Below are 15,349 nucleotides of genomic sequence, written 5' to 3' on the forward strand. Positions count from 1 at the left end.
CAGCTAAAGCGCTAAGGTTAGTACCTTAGACCGGCGCTGATAGTTGTACAGCTCTTGGCGGGTGTTGGGGAGCGCCGAGACATCGGAAAGCAAAAAGCCTTGCTCCAAAAACCAATGCAAACTGTGGGTGGTGAGCACAAAGATGGTTTCAAGCCCTTTGGCTTTGGCGCGTTGTTTGAGGTGATTGAGGAGCATGACACCGCGGTCGCCATCACGATAATCCGGATGAATGGCGACACATGCCATCTCGCCGGTGCGCGCGTCACTAAACGGGTAGAGCGCGGCGCAGCCTATCACTAATCCATCTCGCTCGATGATGGTAAAGCGTGGGATTTCTTGCTCCAATTGTTCTCGCGAGCGGCGTACTAGGATCCCTTGTTGCTCCAACGGGCGGATCAAATCCAAGATCCCACCGATATCGTCAATCTGGGCTTGGCGCACTTTTTCGGCACGCTCCATCACGATCTGGGTGCCGATCCCTTCAATCGAGAACAGCTCTTGGATCAAGGCGCCGTCTTTTTTATAGCTAATCAAATGACTGCGAGTGACTCCCGCGCGGCACGCAGCAATTGCGCCCCGTAAAAAGCGACTAGTGCCAGAGCCAGTATCGCCAGCGGCTTCTCTCGCCTCTAGAAGTGGCTGGGCTTGGGTGGGCAGTAACTCAGAAATCACCTCATTGTCTGGGTTTAAGACCCCTTGTTCAGAGCAAAAGCCAATCAGCTTGTCTGCGCGTAACCGAATCGCGACCTGAGTCGCCACTTCTTCAGAGGTGAGGTTAAAGCATTCTCCCGTTACTGAGCTGGCTACTGGCCCCATCAGCACAATCGCGTTTTGATCCAGTTGGCGTTGAATACCGTCGGTATCAATACGGCGAATTTTGCCACTGTGACAATAATCAATCCCCTCGTCGACACCCAGCGGCTGCGCGATAACAAAATTGCCACTGATCACATTAATCTGAGCACCCGCCATTGGGGTGTTGTTAAGCCCCATGGATAAACGCGCGGTGATGTCGAGCTGCACTTGGCCGGCGGCTTGTTTGACCACTTCAAGCGCGTGGCTGTCGGTGATGCGTATTCCTTTATGATAAGGCGTTTCCAGTCCGTACTGATTGAGCGCGCGATTGATTTGCGGGCGGGCACCAAACACCAAGACTAGCTTCATGCCAAGGCTATTGAGTAGCGCGACATCATTGACGATATTTTTAAAGTTCTCATCCGCCATCGCCTCGCCACCCAGCATGATTACCGCGGTTTTATCTCGGTGAGCATTTACATAAGGTGCAGATTGGCGAAATCCTTTAACCAGTGCGGTACTTCTTATCTTCACGCGCATATCCGTTTATTTATTCACTTTATATGCCTTTTTATTCTTTTTTAGGTCTGAGTGTCAAGTCCTGTGCGGTGTCAGTGCGCATGTGAAACGATAAGAATTAGCTCCCATACTCGATGTTGGCCGATGAAGCGAGATCACAATCTGGCGTTCAGCGTCTAAAGTAAAGTGATGAGTCAGTTATGCTGGAATAAAAAGCACTGAGGGGTAAGCGCGTGCGAAAAACGAAACAAGTGGTTCTATTAGTTCTATTTATATTATTTGGTGGAACGGGATTTTTAGTGGCGACCCAGCCTGCAATTTTTGCGCCTGACGTGACGCAAACCGATTTGTATGGCGAATGGGTTGAAACAGAGGTCGCGCCCTATGCAGCTGATCGTTTTGAAGTCCGCAAAGACGGTATCTATACCAATGGCAGCCGGGTTACGACGAGTTATCAGTTTGATGGTGATAAGCTAAGTTATTCGATTGGTACGCAAACGTACGTGTATCGTGTCGAAAACAAAAGTACCTTAGAACGCTTATCGCCCGCGCATTACACGTCTTTTTTTGCGAAAGACGACTAGATGTTGGCATCCAATGGAGTTATTAGGTTATGACGGCACAAGTAGGGGCGCCTAGAAACTCTCCGAGTAGGCACAAGGATGCAGAGTGCTCAGATCGTGATTAATATTTCACAGACTCTATTGTCGACAATAACTCGTTGACCGAGCATTGCTTGGTGGCTACTCGGCGTAAAAGATCGGCAGTTTCCGAGTCGCCACCTAGGCAACGCTGAATACTGGTATTGATCACATTATGGGTACAACCTTCACTGGCCATCATGCGGATCCATTGATATTCCACCGCATCGCTATCAAGTAACGTCGAACGCCCAACTTTCAAGTCCATGGTAATCATTACTCCTTTTTTGTTGCATTTTCTATGCATTTTTGTTTCATGCATAGTACATAACAATTATATGACAGTTTAATGAATGACCAAGCAGTTACTAGGATAATCTGAATGATATCACAATTGAACTGTATTACTTTGCAGGCATTTACAGTCTGATAATGATAAGTGATTGCCAAATTCATCGCTTTTTGCGAGCCTTAGCGCTACAAACTAACTGATTGGATGATGGTGTGAAAAAAGCGTTAGTCGTGATGGCGTGTGTGGCGGTACTCGCAGGGTGTGTACGGCCGACTGATCGTGGTCAGCAGTATCGAGATGGGCGGTTTGAACGTATTTTAACCCCAGTATCTCAGGTGGTGTCGGAAAGTCCGCGCGACTTTAGTTTATTTCAGGAGCAGCTTGCAGAAGTAGAAGCAAAATCTCCCTCGTTAGTGGTCAAGCATCAAGCGGTATACCAGCGCTTGCAGGCATGGCTGGACGCAGGAGGCAATGTAGACACGCTCGCTGAGTTTGGCCTGAGTGTCAACCAAATGGGCGGTGGCGATGATTTCGGTAACGTGATGTTTACCGGTTATTTCTCACCCGTGATTGAAATGCGCCATCAACCCGATGCCTTATTCCGTTATCCAGTTTATGCCAAACCGCCTTGTGATGAAGACTGCCCTGATCGTCAAGCGATTTATGACGGTGCTTTAGAAGGGTTAGGGTTGGCGTTGGGTTACAGCGCATCTCGCATCGATAACTTTATTATGGAAGTGCAGGGCAGTGGTTTTGTCCATTTTGGTGACAATGATCAGCTCGAGTATTTTGCCTACGGCGGTAAAAACGGTCATCCGTACGTCAGTATTGGTAAGGTATTAATTGAAAATGGTGAGGTAGCCAGAGAGGATATGTCGTTACGGGCGATTCAAGATTGGGTCGCGGCGCACGATGAAGAAGAGGTTCGGACCTTACTGGAACACAACCCGTCGTATGTGTTCTTTACGCCCAAAGCGGCGGATCCTGTCAGTGGGACGGCGGGGATCCCGTTAAAAGCGGGCGCCTCTGTGGCGGCGGATCGACGTTACTTACCTATGGGGAGTGTGTTACTTGCTGAAGTGCCACAGCTTGATGACCAGGGTAAATGGACGGGAGAGCATGTGCTCAAGCTTTTAATGGCGTTGGATACCGGTGGGGCAGTGAAAGAAAATCACCTGGATTTATACCATGGCATGGGTAATAAAGCAGGCGAGCAAGCCGGTCATTACAAACACTTTGGTCGGGTTTGGAAACTGGAACCGTTAGCGCCACAAATGGTGAATCAGCCCTAACGGCTAAGATTAAGGCTCATCCTTGAAGCAATAAAAAAGCGAGCGTTTGACGCTCGCTTTTGCATTTAAGCCAACGAAGTATGATTACTCAATCAAACCCGCTTCACGATAGTAGCGTGCTGCGCCTGGGTGCAGGGGAGCAGACAGACCATCTTTTACCATTTCTTCTTTCTTCAAGTTGGCAAACGCTGGATGTAAGCGACGGAAATCATCGAAGTTCTCAAACACCGCTTTCACGACGTTGTAAATGACGTCTTCAGAGACTTGGCTTGAGGATACAAACGTAGCACCCACACCAAAGGTCGTCACATCATTATCGTTACCCCGGTACATACCACCTGGCAATATCGCTTGACGATAATAATCGCGCTCGCTGATCAACTGTTTAGCCGCATCGTTAGCGACTTCAACCAATACGCTATCACACGCAGTCGTTGCCTCTTGGATCGCACCACTCGGGTGGCCTACGGCATAAACCATGGCGTCAATTTTATTGTCACAGAGGGCTTTTGATTGCTCAGACGCTTTCAGCTCGGAAATTTGGCCGAACTTATCCATGTCCCAACCCATTTGATCCATCAATACTTCGATGGTGCCACGCTGACCTGACCCTGGGTTACCAATGTTAACGCGCTTGCCTTCGAGGTCATCAAAGGTTTTTACGTTTGCATCAGCACGAGCGACCACGGTAAAAGGTTCTGGGTGGATAGAGAAAACCGCGCGCAGATCTTTAAATTCGCCTTGATCTTCAAACTTGCTGGTGCCTTTGTAGGCATGATATTGCCAGTCGGATTGTGCGATCCCCATATCGAGCTCGCCAGCACGAATGGTATTGATGTTGTAGATAGAACCGCCTGTACTCTCTACAGAGCAGCGAATGCCGTGGTCATCTTTACTTTTGTTAACCAGACGACAAATTGCACCGCCCGTCGGGTAATAAACACCCGTCACACCGCCAGTACCAATGGTTACAAACTGATTGGCTTGAGCTGTTGCTGCGGTTCCTAGTGCAGCGGAAAAGCTGAGCGCAATCAGAGTCGGTTTCATCGCTTTCATGCTTAAGATTCCTTTTTAAGTTAGAGGTTGCTATCCGGGCGCACCCTCGAAGATGGTATGACACTCGATGTAAATATGACAAAAAAGTGTCACCGCGCTATTTTTTCAATCTTTTAACAATATTTGCAAGCAATAGTATTGGGTTAAAACGATTGGGTCATGGTTTGTCTTAGTGCTTGTACAGGTTTAGTACAATATCCCAGGTTTTCCAGTGTGTTGCGCAAATTTGTGATCTGTGATGCGTTATCGTGTGCCTGGCTTTGATCGATGTGTTGGGTGTTGTTTTCAAAGCCGATTCGAACGTCACCGCCCAGTGTCGCGGCTGTGGTTAAACAGCGACTTTCATGACATCCAAATGCGCAGACAGACCAAGGAATAGTGCCATCGGCGTGAAGCGCATGATACATGGCGACGACATCTTCGGACATACCTCGGGGTGGAGTCCGATCTCGCCCTGCAACAAAAAGCAAGTGATGACCTCGTGAGGGTAAAATACCTTGTTCGCGCAGCGTGTAGTAGCGTGCCAGCTCTCTGGGGTGATAGAGAATAAACTGACTATAGATCCGAGCTTCAACCGTCCAAGCAAAAAAATCTGTTACCGCTTTGCTTGGAGGCTGATGATCAGGGATAAGCTCTCGTAGCGCAAAGGAAGCGGCTTCGGGTTTGACGGCTTTAATCAGCGCCATTTGTTGCTGGGGGGAATAGCGGCCTACGGCTTCGGTGGTGAGTTGAATCACCATGCGATCGCCGACGGCATCTATTACTTGCTGATATAGCGCTTGGTTTAGCGCGGGATCAAGGCTATGGGCTCCCTGTTGATCGCGGGCGTGGATGTGGGCCATGGTTGCGCCTGCCTCGGCGCATTCGTGCAGGCAGTGAATAAGCTGTTCGCCGGTGATAGGCACACGCGGATGGTGCACGGGCTGTAAGTACGCACCATTGGGGGCAACCATGATCGTCCTTGCGTCTCGCATTCTTTTCCCTCGCTTTTGAATCTGTCGTTATTGGTGAGGCAAGCACATCTCTAATGTCAGTGCTAGCTTGTCGGTGATGGCCGCGATATGAGTTGATTCAATAATATACGGCGGTGCGAGTAAGATGTGATGCCCCTGCCTACCATCAATAGTACCGCCCATGGGATAACACATGAGTCCGTTATGCATGGCGGTTTTTTTTATCGTTTGATGGAGCGTAAGTTCAGGCGAAAAGGGACGCTTGCTGGTTTTGTCTGCCACCAGCTCCAACGCTAAAAATAGCCCACGTCCGCGAATGTCGCCGACAAAAGGGTGAGAATCAAACTGATGGTGTAACGCCGATTTAAGCGCCTTTCCTTGCTGCTCGGCGGCGTCAACTAATCCTTCTTGCTCAAGTGTGGTGAGTGTTGCTAAGGCAGCGGCACATGCCGTTGGGTGAGCCATGAAGGTGTGGCCATGTTGGAAAAAGCCTGACCCAGATGCAATTGCTTCATAGAGACGATCCGAGACCAAGGTGGCGCCAATGGGCTGATAACCAGCAGCCAGTCCTTTAGCGATGGCGACAATATCCGGCACGATGCCTTCATGTTCAAAAGCGAAAAAGCGACCGGTGCGTCCCGTGCCGCACATGACTTCATCGAGGATCAGCAAAATATTATACTGATCGCAAATTGCGCGAATACGAGAAAAGTATCCCGCTTCCGCGGTCAATGCACCGGCTGTCGCCCCCACCACAGGTTCTGCGATAAACCCAATGACGGTTTCCGGCCCTTTTTCTAACAGCATGGCTTCAAGCTCGTTGGCCACCCGCTGACCATACTCGTAAGCGGTCTCATCGGGACGTTGATCGCGATAGGCGTAACAAGGGGCAATCAAACTGGTATCCATCAACAACGGGGCAAAGGGAGCGCGTCGCCATGCGTTGCCACCCACGGACAGCGCCCCGAGAGTATTACCATGGTAGCTTTGGCGGCGTGCGATAAAATGTTGTCGTTGGGGTTCACCGACTTCCACCCAGTACTGGCGAGCGAGTTTTAGCGCGGTTTCCATCGCTTCCGATCCACCACTGACTAAATAAGCGTGATTTATCGAGGGAGGCGCAAGGTCGGCCAACATCTTGGCGAGCGCTTCACTGCTTTCTGAGGTAAAAAAGCCGGTATGCGCATAGGGAATCGCATCAAGCTGACGGTGGATAGCGTCTAATACGGCAAGGTGGTTGTGCCCAAGGCAAGAGACGGCTGCGCCTCCGCATGCATCGAGATACTCGTTACCTTGAGTGTCGATTAAGTACATCCCATTACCACTGGCAATGGTAGGGGGAAGATGATGACAGTGACGGTGAAAGACATGACTCATACGAGGACCTCAATGCAAGCGTGATAACTCAGTATGGTGAACTTGTGTTTTAAACCGCAAAGGATATATTTTCACCAGGTATGCAAAAAAGGAATGAGATGATGAATGTGCGTTTGCCGTCGATGCGTTCGCTTCAAACATTGATTGCGGTGGCTCAAACAGGAAGTTTTTCAGAAGCCGCGAAGGTATTGCATGTCAGCCAAAGTACGGTGAGCAAGCAAATACAGCAGCTCGAAGAAGGAATTGGTCAACCACTCTTTGAGCGACATGCTGGGGGAGTAAGACTCAACCGAGTCGGAGAGCCTTATTTAACTATGATATCGGCCAGCGTCAATGATATCGCCAATGCCACAGCGCAAGCGCGCCAGCAAAGTGCAAGGCAAGAGTCTGTCAGCTTATTGGTACCGCCTTCGTTTGCCAGCCTTTGGTTGATTCCTCAGCTGCCTGAATTTAAATCGCAGCATCCTGATATTTCTGTGGTGGTCAGTGCCAGTGACTATGTGCCTCAAGGGAAAGAAAGTGAACTGGATATTTTAATCCGCTGTCAGCCTCATCAGCAGGCAGGCGCGCAAGGAGCCTGTTTAATTCACGAACACTTATCGCTTGTCGCATCAGTGACTTTGCTACCAGAGCCTTTGGATCGGACCGCGTTGTTATCGGAGGTGCCGGTTTTATCTCATTTGACGCGCCCTTCACTGTGGGAGCAGTTTTGGCAACAATTTGGGCTGGCTGACAGTAATCCGCAATATGGCGCAGGCTTTGAGCACTTTTTTATGGCGCTTGAAGGCGTGAAACAGGGTATGGGCATGGCATTGATCCCCACCTTTATGGCCTCAGCCGCCCTGTCAAACGATCAGATTGTAAATCCCTTGGGGTTAAGTATAGACAGCGGCTATGGCTACTACCTTTATAGCGCGCGGTACAAGCAGCGTTCACCCGCTGTCATGCACGTGATCAACTGGCTGTGTGACGCCCTCAAGGTGGATGTGGCTAGACATCCTATCAGCAAGTCGGTATAACGCCTGTCAGCGCGATCAACGAAGACAATAGTTATGACACATCCCCTATCAGAATCCTATCTGCAACGTTTTGGCGGTACGGCTCGTTTGTATGGACGCCGTGCGCTAGAGGTGTTTCACCAAAGCCATATTTGTGTCATCGGTATTGGTGGCGTGGGATCGTGGGCAGTGGAATCGCTGGCTCGCACAGGGATTGGGGCGATCACACTGATTGATATGGATGATGTGTGTGTCACCAACACCAACCGACAAATTCACGCGCTGAAAGCGACTATCGGCCAAAGCAAAAGTGAGGTAATGGCTGAACGCGTGGCAGCGATTAACCCGGAATGCCGAGTCACTGTGATTGATGATTTTATCTCACCGGATAATATTGCTGAGTATATCGATAAGCGCTTTGATTATGTGCTTGATGCGATCGATAGCATTAAGCCCAAAACCGCATTATTGGCTCACTGCAAGCGGCACAAAATCAAAGTTATTACCGTCGGGGGCGCGGGTGGGCAGATTGACCCGACGCAAATCCAGGTGGCGGATCTCACTAAAACCATTCAAGACCCCTTGGCGGCCAAGCTACGCAATAATTTGCGTCGCTTTTATGGTTTTACCAAGACGAAAGGACGCAAGTTCGGGATTGACTGTGTTTACTCCACCGAGCAGCTCAAATATCCGCAGCCGGATGGTAGTGTGTGTGAGAGTAAGTCATCGGCAGAAGGCCCGAAACGGATGGATTGTGCCAGTGGGTTTGGCGCCGCAACCATGGTGACAGCAAGCTTTGGGTTTGTCGCGGTCTCACGTGTTTTACAAAAACTAATCGCCGCTGATCAGCGTCGCGAAGATTAGAAAGTGACGCCCCAGCCTGATCTGTCGGGGCGCCATTTTTCGTGGGACGGTTGATTAAGCCTCTTCTTTTACCGGTTCAGATTCGGCTGATTTAGGCTCAACGTCCGATTTAACCGGCAGTACCTGGCGTACATATTCACCTGGTGCGGCATAAAGTACAGGGTAGTTGTCTGATCCCGTAGGGTAGGGCTCAACTTGTTCGTCGGGACTATAACTTCGTAACCATTTTTCCCAATGTGTCCACCATGATCCAGTCTGGTGAGACGCGCCTTCCAGCCACTCCTCTGCCGTATCTGCGAGGTGGTCATTGGTCCAAAAGCCATATTTTTTCTTCACTGGGTGATTAACAATCCCTGCAATATGGCCGGACTCACCTAATACGAAGGTTTTATTGCCACCGACATTGAGCGCACCACGGTACGTGCCTTGCCACAGAGCAATATGGTCTTCTTTAGTGGAAATAAAATAACTGGGAACTTTGATTTTATTGAGATCAATCCATACACCACCGACTTTAACGCCCTTATCTTGCACCAGCTTATTTTCGTGGTATAAATCGCGCAGGATAAAATTATGGGTTTTAGCTGCCACGTTGGTACTGTCACTGTTCCAATACAGCAAATCAAAGTCGACTGGGCTATTCCCTTTCAGATAGTTCTCAATGTAGTAGTTCCAATAAAGACTATTTTCCCGCAACAAGCTAAAGGTCACACTCAGCGATCGCCCATCCATATAACCGCGAGCAGTATTCTGCGCTTCTATGGCTCGGATGAGACTATCATTGATGTAAGCGCCAATTTCACCAGGCTGTGAGAAATCGAGTAAGGTAGTAAAGAAACTTGCCGACTTAATACGCGCTTTCATACGTTTGGCAGAGTAGTAGGCAATGGTGCACGCTAATACGGTTCCGCCAATACAATAGCCGACACCATTAATCTGTGATTGGCCGGTGATGTCTTCAATCGCACTGACGGCTTTTACTGTCCCTTGCGTGACATAGTCTTCAAAGCCAATATCAGCCTGCCCAGCAGATGGATTGCGCCATGACATCAAGAAGACGGTGTGTCCCTGTTCTACTAACCAACGAACCAGTGAGTTTTTCTCGCGCAAATCGAGAATGTAATATTTATTGATAAAAGGCGGCACCACTAACACAGGTGTGGCATGGACGTTTTCGGTGACCGGGCGGTATTGAATAAGCTCAAACAGGTCATTTTTATACACCACGTCTCCTGGGGTGTTAGCAACGTCATCGCCAACGCGGAAAGCGTTATTATTGGTCATGCGTACTTTTAGGATGTCGGCGCTTGACTCCATGTCTTGCTTTAACTGCTCCATGCCACGCAGCAAGTTCTCACCTTTTGATTCCAGCGTCATTTTTAACAACTCTGGGTTGGTCGCGATGTAGTTGCTGGGGGCCATGGCATTAATGGCTTGGCGAGAGAAAAAAGAGAGACGCTCACGGGTTTTATCATCAAGTCCTTCGATGGCCTCAATGGTTTCCATGTAGGTACGTCCAAATAACAGATACGATTGCTTGATAAAGTTATAGAGGACATCTTCTTGCCACGCCTTGTCCTTGAAACGTTTATCGTCGCTACCTTCGCTGATCACTTCGTCCGTGTTATCACGGGCGAGCATGGCGTTCTGCCAGATTTGCATTTGTTGTTCCCACCACTGCATCTGTACTTGTAGAAGTGCAGCGGGTTGTTGAGCCGCGCCTTCCAGCAATTGAGCAGTGTCTTGCAGGCTGACTTCCTGCATGGCTTGATTAAACGGTGTGTCTACGGCTGCCTTGCCCTGCTCAAGATCCTGCCACCATTGCTGGTTTTGTTCTTGCAGCCTGGCAAGGTAGTCCGAAAAGAAGTGATGAAACATAATGTTGCCCTCTTGATCGGAAAAGCACTATAAATGCCTGCTACGGTGAGTAGCAGGCGATAGTGCAGTAACCCTGCCTTTATGCTGGGGTGCCGGCTTTCATGTTTTCAGCCGTGATTTTGTCGATATCTTCTTTGAACTCTTTAGCGATGTTTTGCAGTTTGGTGCTGTCATCCATCATTTGCTGAGACAGTTTGGTCAATGCTGCCAGTTGCTGGCTACTAAATGATGTCATGCTGGTGACATCTTTGACTTCGCTGGCAGCTTTCATCTGCTCAAGACCGAGCGAGCTGTATGTGCGCATCGCGTTCATTTGCAATTCGGTGAGTGTTTCGACGTTTTTGGCTACCAGCTTGTTAAAATTAACGTAGGGAGCCAGGGCTTTTTCAGATTGCTCAGAAAACGCTTTAAACATATCTGTGTACATGGTGTATCTCCTGATAGTGTTGTTCTGGGGATTTTCCCCAAGGTCGCAAGTGTCCGTTTATGCTTGTGTACGCTTAATTACTAAAGCCGTACCCATACCGCCGCCAATACACAAAGAAGCAACGCCATAGGTTTCGCCTCTTCGCGCAAGCTCGTGTAGCAAGGTCACAACAATTCGGTTGCCGGATGCACCAAGCGGGTGGCCAAGTGCAATTGCTCCGCCATTGACGTTAGCACGTGCCAAGATGGCATCGGGCGTCGTCTTGTGGTGCTCAGCTAGTTGGTGAACCACCCCGAGTGCTTGCGCAGCAAATGCCTCGTTGAGTTCAAACAAATCAATGTTATCGAGAGTGTGGTTGGCTTTATCGAGTGCGGTGTTCACCGCACCCACGGGGCCTAACCCCATGACGCTAGGATCAACTCCGTGCTGTGAATAGGCACTTACTTCTGCTAATGGGGTGAGCCCATGTTTATTGACTGCCGATTCGGAGGCTAAGATCACCGCACTCGCACCATCGTTGATGCCTGATGCATTCCCCGCGGTCACCGAGCCTTCTTTATCAAAGGCGGGACGTAATTTTCCCAGCCCTTCAAGGGTTACGTCTTCTTTAGGATACTCATCGGTGTCAAAGGTAATGGTCTGCTTACGCTGCTTAATCTCAATGGGAGTGATCTCGCTTTTAAAGCGACCGGCTTCTATCGCTGCAACCGCTTTTTGCTGGCTGTGTAGGGCAAACTGATCTTGTTGCTCGCGAGTGATATCCATTTTTTTAGCAACGTTTTCTGCGGTGACGCCCATATGATATTGGTTATACACATCGGAGAGACCGTCATTGATGAGCAAGTCTTTCATCGCAAAGTTGCCCATCTTTTGCCCTGTTCGTAAGTTCCCGGCCGCTGCAAACGGAATCTGTGACATGTTTTCTACGCCAGCAGCGACCACAAGTTGTGCATCACCAGCGCGAATATGAGTAACAGCATCCATAATGCTTTTCATCCCACTGCCGCAGACCATATTGACAGAGTATGCGGGAACATGAGTAGGGATATCGGCATAGATAGCTGCTTGACGACCTATTCCCATTCCTTGTCCGGCGCTGACTACATTGCCTACAATCACTTCGTCGATAGCCTCACCAGTTAATCGACCTTCAGCTAATGCGCCTTTGATAGCATAGGCAGCCAATTGGCCGGTAGGGATATCTTTGAGCGTGCCTGAAAAAGCACCGATGGCGGTGCGTTTTGCCGCCACAATAAAAATGCGTTCCATCAATCTATCCTTGATTTATTGCATGTACAGGCCGCCGTTGACCGACAGCGTTTCACCCGTAATGTATGCGCCTGCCTCGCTCGCGAGGTAAGCCACGGAAGCCGCAATTTCTTCTGGCTTTGCCAAGCGTTTCATCGGGATTTGATTGGTAATCGACTCAAGTACGTCTTCGCGCATGGCCGTTACCATAGGCGTCGCGGTATACCCTGGCGCAACCACATTCACGGTGACGCCTGCACGGGCTCCTTCGGCAGCTAACGATTTGCTAAAGCCCATCATCCCTGCTTTCGCTGCGGCATAATTTGCTTGGCCAAACTGGCCTTTTTGACCATTTACAGACGAGATATTAATGACACGTCCACCTCCCTTTTCGCACATGGCAGCGAACAAAGGTTGAGTGACGTTAAAGAGGCTATTGAGGTTGGTGTTGATGACGTCGTGCCATTTATCGGCATCCATCTTTTTGAATACACTGTCACGCGTGATCCCGGCGTTATTCACTAGGACATCGATTGTGCCTTCTTCTTCAAGCAGTTTAGCAATACGTGTAGCGCATTGTTCTGTATCGGTAACATCAAGTTCGAATAGGCGCACTTGATCTTGTTTGAACCCTTTTTCTTCAAACCAGTCTTGTGCGCACTGACCACCGCCCGTGAAGTGTGTTGCAATGACGCGATAATTATCATCAACTAATTTTTCGGTGATCGCTGATCCAATGCCGCCTTTTGCGCCAGTTACTAATGCCAGTTTCTTCATCTATGACTCCATTCACTACAACAAGCAAATATAACGAGATGCCTGAAGCCGCATCTGGAACCACTTTAAACCAGAATTACAGTCATCCTTTCTTGTCTCATAACGGCAGCAAGAGTTATGCCAATAGTTAATAATCATGCTGCCGATATTATTAGGCAGTCTAACTTGTTGGTGTGACCCTTTTATGACTGCCTGCTTCTAAGCTAACGAATCTAGCCAAATACGCAAAGTATAAAAGCCTCGGATTACACATTCGCGATTTCGGTCAATTTTGATAGGTAATAATGCAATACTTTGTTAATAAGTTGTTATTTTCATGTTTGTCTTTGTTTTCCGTTGGCGAGACTGAATGATCTGGAAGAAATCGATTGCACTCTTCTGTGCATTTCGATGGTGAATAGTCGGGTTGTCGGCATATGTGGGCAGTGGTGGCGCGATGTTTTAGGGGGGATAAGGTTAGAATGCCGTGACGATGAACCACGGCGTCCAACACAAATTAAGCGGTAAGGTGATGAACATATTGCACAATCGCATGCAAACCATTGGTGCGTGACTCACTTAAATGGTGCGATAATCCGGCTTGTTGGAAGACTTGATCTAAATCGAGAGCGTAAATGGCATCACTGTGTTGACCATGAACACAAGCGAGCACAACGGCTAATAGACCTTTAACGATTCTTGCATTTGAATCTGCAGCAAAGTAATGCCTTTCGTCATCCGAGTGATGTAAAAACCAAACATCACTTTCGCATCCACTGACAAGGCGCGCAGCATGCTTCTGTTCATCGGTAAACGTAGGCAAGCGTTTACCCCACACGATAAGCTGGCGGTATTTGTCCTCCCAGCTGATGTGTTGTGCAAGCATCTCGGTAACCATTTTTTGGTCGAGTTCACTGCCAAAGGGGTGAGTAGGTAAATCCATGGTAGATCCTGTTATGAAACGATTAAACACCGAGTAAATATAATGTTTTATCTAACGCTGTGAGGAAGCGTTGAATGTCTTCCTGATGATTATAGGCACCGAGTGATACACGTACGGTTCCCTCCACGCCCAGCGCTTTGATCAGCGGGTGCGCGCAGTGGTGCCCAGACCGTACTGCCACGTTTTGTTGGCTGAGCAGCTCAGCAATATCTGCGTGGTGTTCTCCTTCTACCACGAATGACACTATGGTGCTGTGTGGTTGGGGGCAGATTAGCTTGATGGCTGGGCGTTGTTTCAAGCCGTCGAGTAGCGATTGATAACAGTCACTAATATGGGTATCGATGGCTTGAGCGTCATATTGTTTTAGCCATTGAATGGCGGCAGCAAGGCCAATCGCCCCCGCTGTATTGGGCGTGCCTGCTTCAAAACGAGCGGGAATCGGTGCTAATGTGTGATCATCAAATGTGACGTCAGTAATCATTTTGCCACCACCGTGAAATGGCGCGAGAGTAGCCAATGCTTCTGGTTTTCCATAGAGCACGCCAATACCGGTTGGTCCATACAACTTATGTCCGGAAAACACATAGAAGTCAGCATTCAAGGTTTGCATACTGAGGGGCTCGTGAACGATCCCTTGTGCACCATCAATGATCACCGTTGCACCATGACGATGCGCGAGTGCGGTCATTGCTTCTATCGGGTGGCGTGTTCCGGTCACGTTACTGACATGACTTATCGCCACGATACGGGGACGGGTCGTGAGTGCTTGTTGATAAGCGTCCATATCTAACTGGCCCGTGCTGACACAACAGGGGATCTTTACCAGTTGCGCGCCTGTACGCTGCGCGATCAGTTGCCAGGGAAGCAAATTAGCATGATGCTCCATTTCGCTGACGAGGATACAGTCGTTGGCGGTCAAAGTGTGGCTGAGGCTATAGGCAAGTAAGTTGATAGCTTCCGTTGCCCCTCGCGTCCAAATTATCTCACTAGGGTTTGCATCAATAAACGCCGCAACCTCACGTCGCGCTTGTTCAAACTGCGCAGTGGTGGATAACGAGGCTTGGTGTTGGCCGCGATGAACATTCGCAACCGGTGCCATGTAGCTTTGGCAAATGGCATCAATCACACACTGTGGTTTTTGTGCCGTAGCCGCACTGTCCAAATACACCCAGTCTGAGGCATTAAAAGCGGGAAACTGGGCACGCAATGCGTAGGGATCAAAACCGTCTGTCATAGTCATCGTCCAAAGTAAAATCTTGCCTATGATCGCCATCTCACTGGTGTAACTCAAGCGTGATACGTGTTTAAGA

15 protein-coding genes are annotated in these 15,349 nt (G+C 49.2%); 4 read left to right on the forward strand and 11 right to left on the reverse strand.

Annotated elements, in window-relative coordinates; all coding sequences use genetic code 11:
- Positions 1–3: 3 nt before the first annotated feature.
- Positions 4–1,335 carry an amino-acid N-acetyltransferase gene (gene argA / locus BZJ21_RS06775; protein WP_077669415.1) on the reverse strand — a complete coding sequence of 444 codons (1,332 nt, stop codon included), beginning with the start codon at positions 1,333–1,335 and terminating at the stop codon, positions 4–6.
- Between the two features lie 212 nt (positions 1,336–1,547).
- On the opposite strand from argA, the gene BZJ21_RS06780 reads away from it, so the two are divergent.
- A complete protein-coding gene (locus BZJ21_RS06780; RefSeq protein ID WP_077459753.1) occupies positions 1,548–1,898 on the forward strand; it encodes a DUF2850 domain-containing protein in 351 nt (116 codons plus the stop codon).
- Between the two features lie 100 nt (positions 1,899–1,998).
- Here BZJ21_RS06780 and BZJ21_RS06785 read toward each other — a convergent pair whose 3' ends face one another.
- Positions 1,999–2,223 carry a hypothetical protein gene (locus tag BZJ21_RS06785; RefSeq protein WP_025744513.1) on the reverse strand — a complete coding sequence of 75 codons (225 nt, stop codon included), beginning with the start codon at positions 2,221–2,223 and terminating at the stop codon, positions 1,999–2,001.
- Between the two features lie 236 nt (positions 2,224–2,459).
- Between BZJ21_RS06785 and mltA the strand changes: the two genes are divergently transcribed.
- The gene (gene mltA, locus BZJ21_RS06790; RefSeq protein ID WP_021022037.1) at positions 2,460–3,539 is read left to right on the forward strand and encodes a murein transglycosylase A; all 1,080 of its coding nucleotides are present in this window, start codon (positions 2,460–2,462) and stop codon (positions 3,537–3,539) included.
- 84 nt (positions 3,540–3,623) lie between these two features.
- Here the strand turns inward: mltA and BZJ21_RS06795 are convergent, their stop codons facing one another.
- The 3 genes from BZJ21_RS06795 to BZJ21_RS06805 form a co-directional block, all read right to left on the reverse strand.
- The gene (locus tag BZJ21_RS06795; protein ID WP_021022036.1) at positions 3,624–4,595 is read right to left on the reverse strand and encodes a TAXI family TRAP transporter solute-binding subunit; all 972 of its coding nucleotides are present in this window, start codon (positions 4,593–4,595) and stop codon (positions 3,624–3,626) included.
- Between the two features lie 143 nt (positions 4,596–4,738).
- Positions 4,739–5,548, reverse strand: a complete 810-nt coding sequence (locus BZJ21_RS06800) for a BKACE family enzyme (RefSeq protein WP_158075509.1) — start codon at positions 5,546–5,548, stop codon at positions 4,739–4,741.
- Between the two features lie 48 nt (positions 5,549–5,596).
- Entirely contained in the window at positions 5,597–6,925 is a 1,329-nt protein-coding gene (locus tag BZJ21_RS06805; protein WP_077669417.1) for an aspartate aminotransferase family protein, read from the reverse strand.
- Positions 6,926–7,023: 98 nt separating this feature from the next.
- On the opposite strand from BZJ21_RS06805, the gene BZJ21_RS06810 reads away from it, so the two are divergent.
- The gene (locus BZJ21_RS06810; RefSeq protein WP_158075510.1) at positions 7,024–7,944 is read left to right on the forward strand and encodes a LysR family transcriptional regulator; all 921 of its coding nucleotides are present in this window, start codon (positions 7,024–7,026) and stop codon (positions 7,942–7,944) included.
- 33 nt (positions 7,945–7,977) lie between these two features.
- Positions 7,978–8,787, forward strand: coding sequence for a tRNA cyclic N6-threonylcarbamoyladenosine(37) synthase TcdA (gene tcdA, locus BZJ21_RS06815; RefSeq protein ID WP_077669419.1), 810 nt, complete (start codon positions 7,978–7,980; stop codon positions 8,785–8,787).
- 54 nt (positions 8,788–8,841) lie between these two features.
- On the opposite strand, the gene phaC is transcribed toward tcdA, so the two are convergent.
- From phaC to BZJ21_RS06845, 6 genes are all read right to left on the reverse strand, one after another.
- Positions 8,842–10,665, reverse strand: coding sequence for a class I poly(R)-hydroxyalkanoic acid synthase (phaC, locus tag BZJ21_RS06820; protein WP_077669420.1), 1,824 nt, complete (start codon positions 10,663–10,665; stop codon positions 8,842–8,844).
- A 79-nt stretch (positions 10,666–10,744) separates the two neighbouring features.
- Positions 10,745–11,092 (reverse strand): phasin family protein, encoded by a 348-nt coding sequence (locus BZJ21_RS06825; protein ID WP_021022030.1) that lies wholly within the window; start codon positions 11,090–11,092, stop codon positions 10,745–10,747.
- A gap of 57 nt (positions 11,093–11,149) precedes the next feature.
- Positions 11,150–12,361, reverse strand: a complete 1,212-nt coding sequence (locus BZJ21_RS06830; RefSeq protein ID WP_077669421.1) for an acetyl-CoA C-acetyltransferase — start codon at positions 12,359–12,361, stop codon at positions 11,150–11,152.
- 15 nt (positions 12,362–12,376) lie between these two features.
- Positions 12,377–13,117, reverse strand: a complete 741-nt coding sequence (locus BZJ21_RS06835; protein ID WP_077661064.1) for an SDR family oxidoreductase — start codon at positions 13,115–13,117, stop codon at positions 12,377–12,379.
- Between the two features lie 496 nt (positions 13,118–13,613).
- The gene (locus BZJ21_RS06840; protein ID WP_077661063.1) at positions 13,614–14,039 is read right to left on the reverse strand and encodes a SufE family protein; all 426 of its coding nucleotides are present in this window, start codon (positions 14,037–14,039) and stop codon (positions 13,614–13,616) included.
- Positions 14,040–14,061: 22 nt separating this feature from the next.
- Positions 14,062–15,273 carry an aminotransferase class V-fold PLP-dependent enzyme gene (locus BZJ21_RS06845; RefSeq protein ID WP_077460031.1) on the reverse strand — a complete coding sequence of 404 codons (1,212 nt, stop codon included), beginning with the start codon at positions 15,271–15,273 and terminating at the stop codon, positions 14,062–14,064.
- Between the last annotated feature and the right edge of the window lie 76 nt (positions 15,274–15,349).

This window comes from Salinivibrio costicola subsp. alcaliphilus (assembly GCF_001996185.1).
Lineage (GTDB): Bacteria > Pseudomonadota > Gammaproteobacteria > Enterobacterales > Vibrionaceae > Salinivibrio > Salinivibrio costicola.

Coding starts and splice junctions, on each gene's coding strand:
- argA (WP_077669415.1), bottom strand. CDS start 1,335: ATGCGCGTGAAGATAAGAAGTACCGCACTGGTTAAAGGATTTCGCCAA.
- BZJ21_RS06785 (WP_025744513.1), bottom strand. CDS start 2,223: ATGGACTTGAAAGTTGGGCGTTCGACGTTACTTGATAGCGATGCGGTG.
- BZJ21_RS06795 (WP_021022036.1), bottom strand. CDS start 4,595: ATGAAAGCGATGAAACCGACTCTGATTGCGCTCAGCTTTTCCGCTGCA.
- BZJ21_RS06800 (WP_158075509.1), bottom strand. CDS start 5,548: ATGGTTGCCCCCAATGGTGCGTACTTACAGCCCGTGCACCATCCGCGT.
- BZJ21_RS06805 (WP_077669417.1), bottom strand. CDS start 6,925: ATGAGTCATGTCTTTCACCGTCACTGTCATCATCTTCCCCCTACCATT.
- BZJ21_RS06810 (WP_158075510.1), top strand. CDS start 7,024: ATGATGAATGTGCGTTTGCCGTCGATGCGTTCGCTTCAAACATTGATT.
- tcdA (WP_077669419.1), top strand. CDS start 7,978: ATGACACATCCCCTATCAGAATCCTATCTGCAACGTTTTGGCGGTACG.
- phaC (WP_077669420.1), bottom strand. CDS start 10,665: ATGTTTCATCACTTCTTTTCGGACTACCTTGCCAGGCTGCAAGAACAA.
- BZJ21_RS06825 (WP_021022030.1), bottom strand. CDS start 11,092: ATGTACACAGATATGTTTAAAGCGTTTTCTGAGCAATCTGAAAAAGCC.
- BZJ21_RS06830 (WP_077669421.1), bottom strand. CDS start 12,361: ATGGAACGCATTTTTATTGTGGCGGCAAAACGCACCGCCATCGGTGCT.
- BZJ21_RS06835 (WP_077661064.1), bottom strand. CDS start 13,117: ATGAAGAAACTGGCATTAGTAACTGGCGCAAAAGGCGGCATTGGATCA.
- BZJ21_RS06840 (WP_077661063.1), bottom strand. CDS start 14,039: ATGGATTTACCTACTCACCCCTTTGGCAGTGAACTCGACCAAAAAATG.
- BZJ21_RS06845 (WP_077460031.1), bottom strand. CDS start 15,273: ATGACAGACGGTTTTGATCCCTACGCATTGCGTGCCCAGTTTCCCGCT.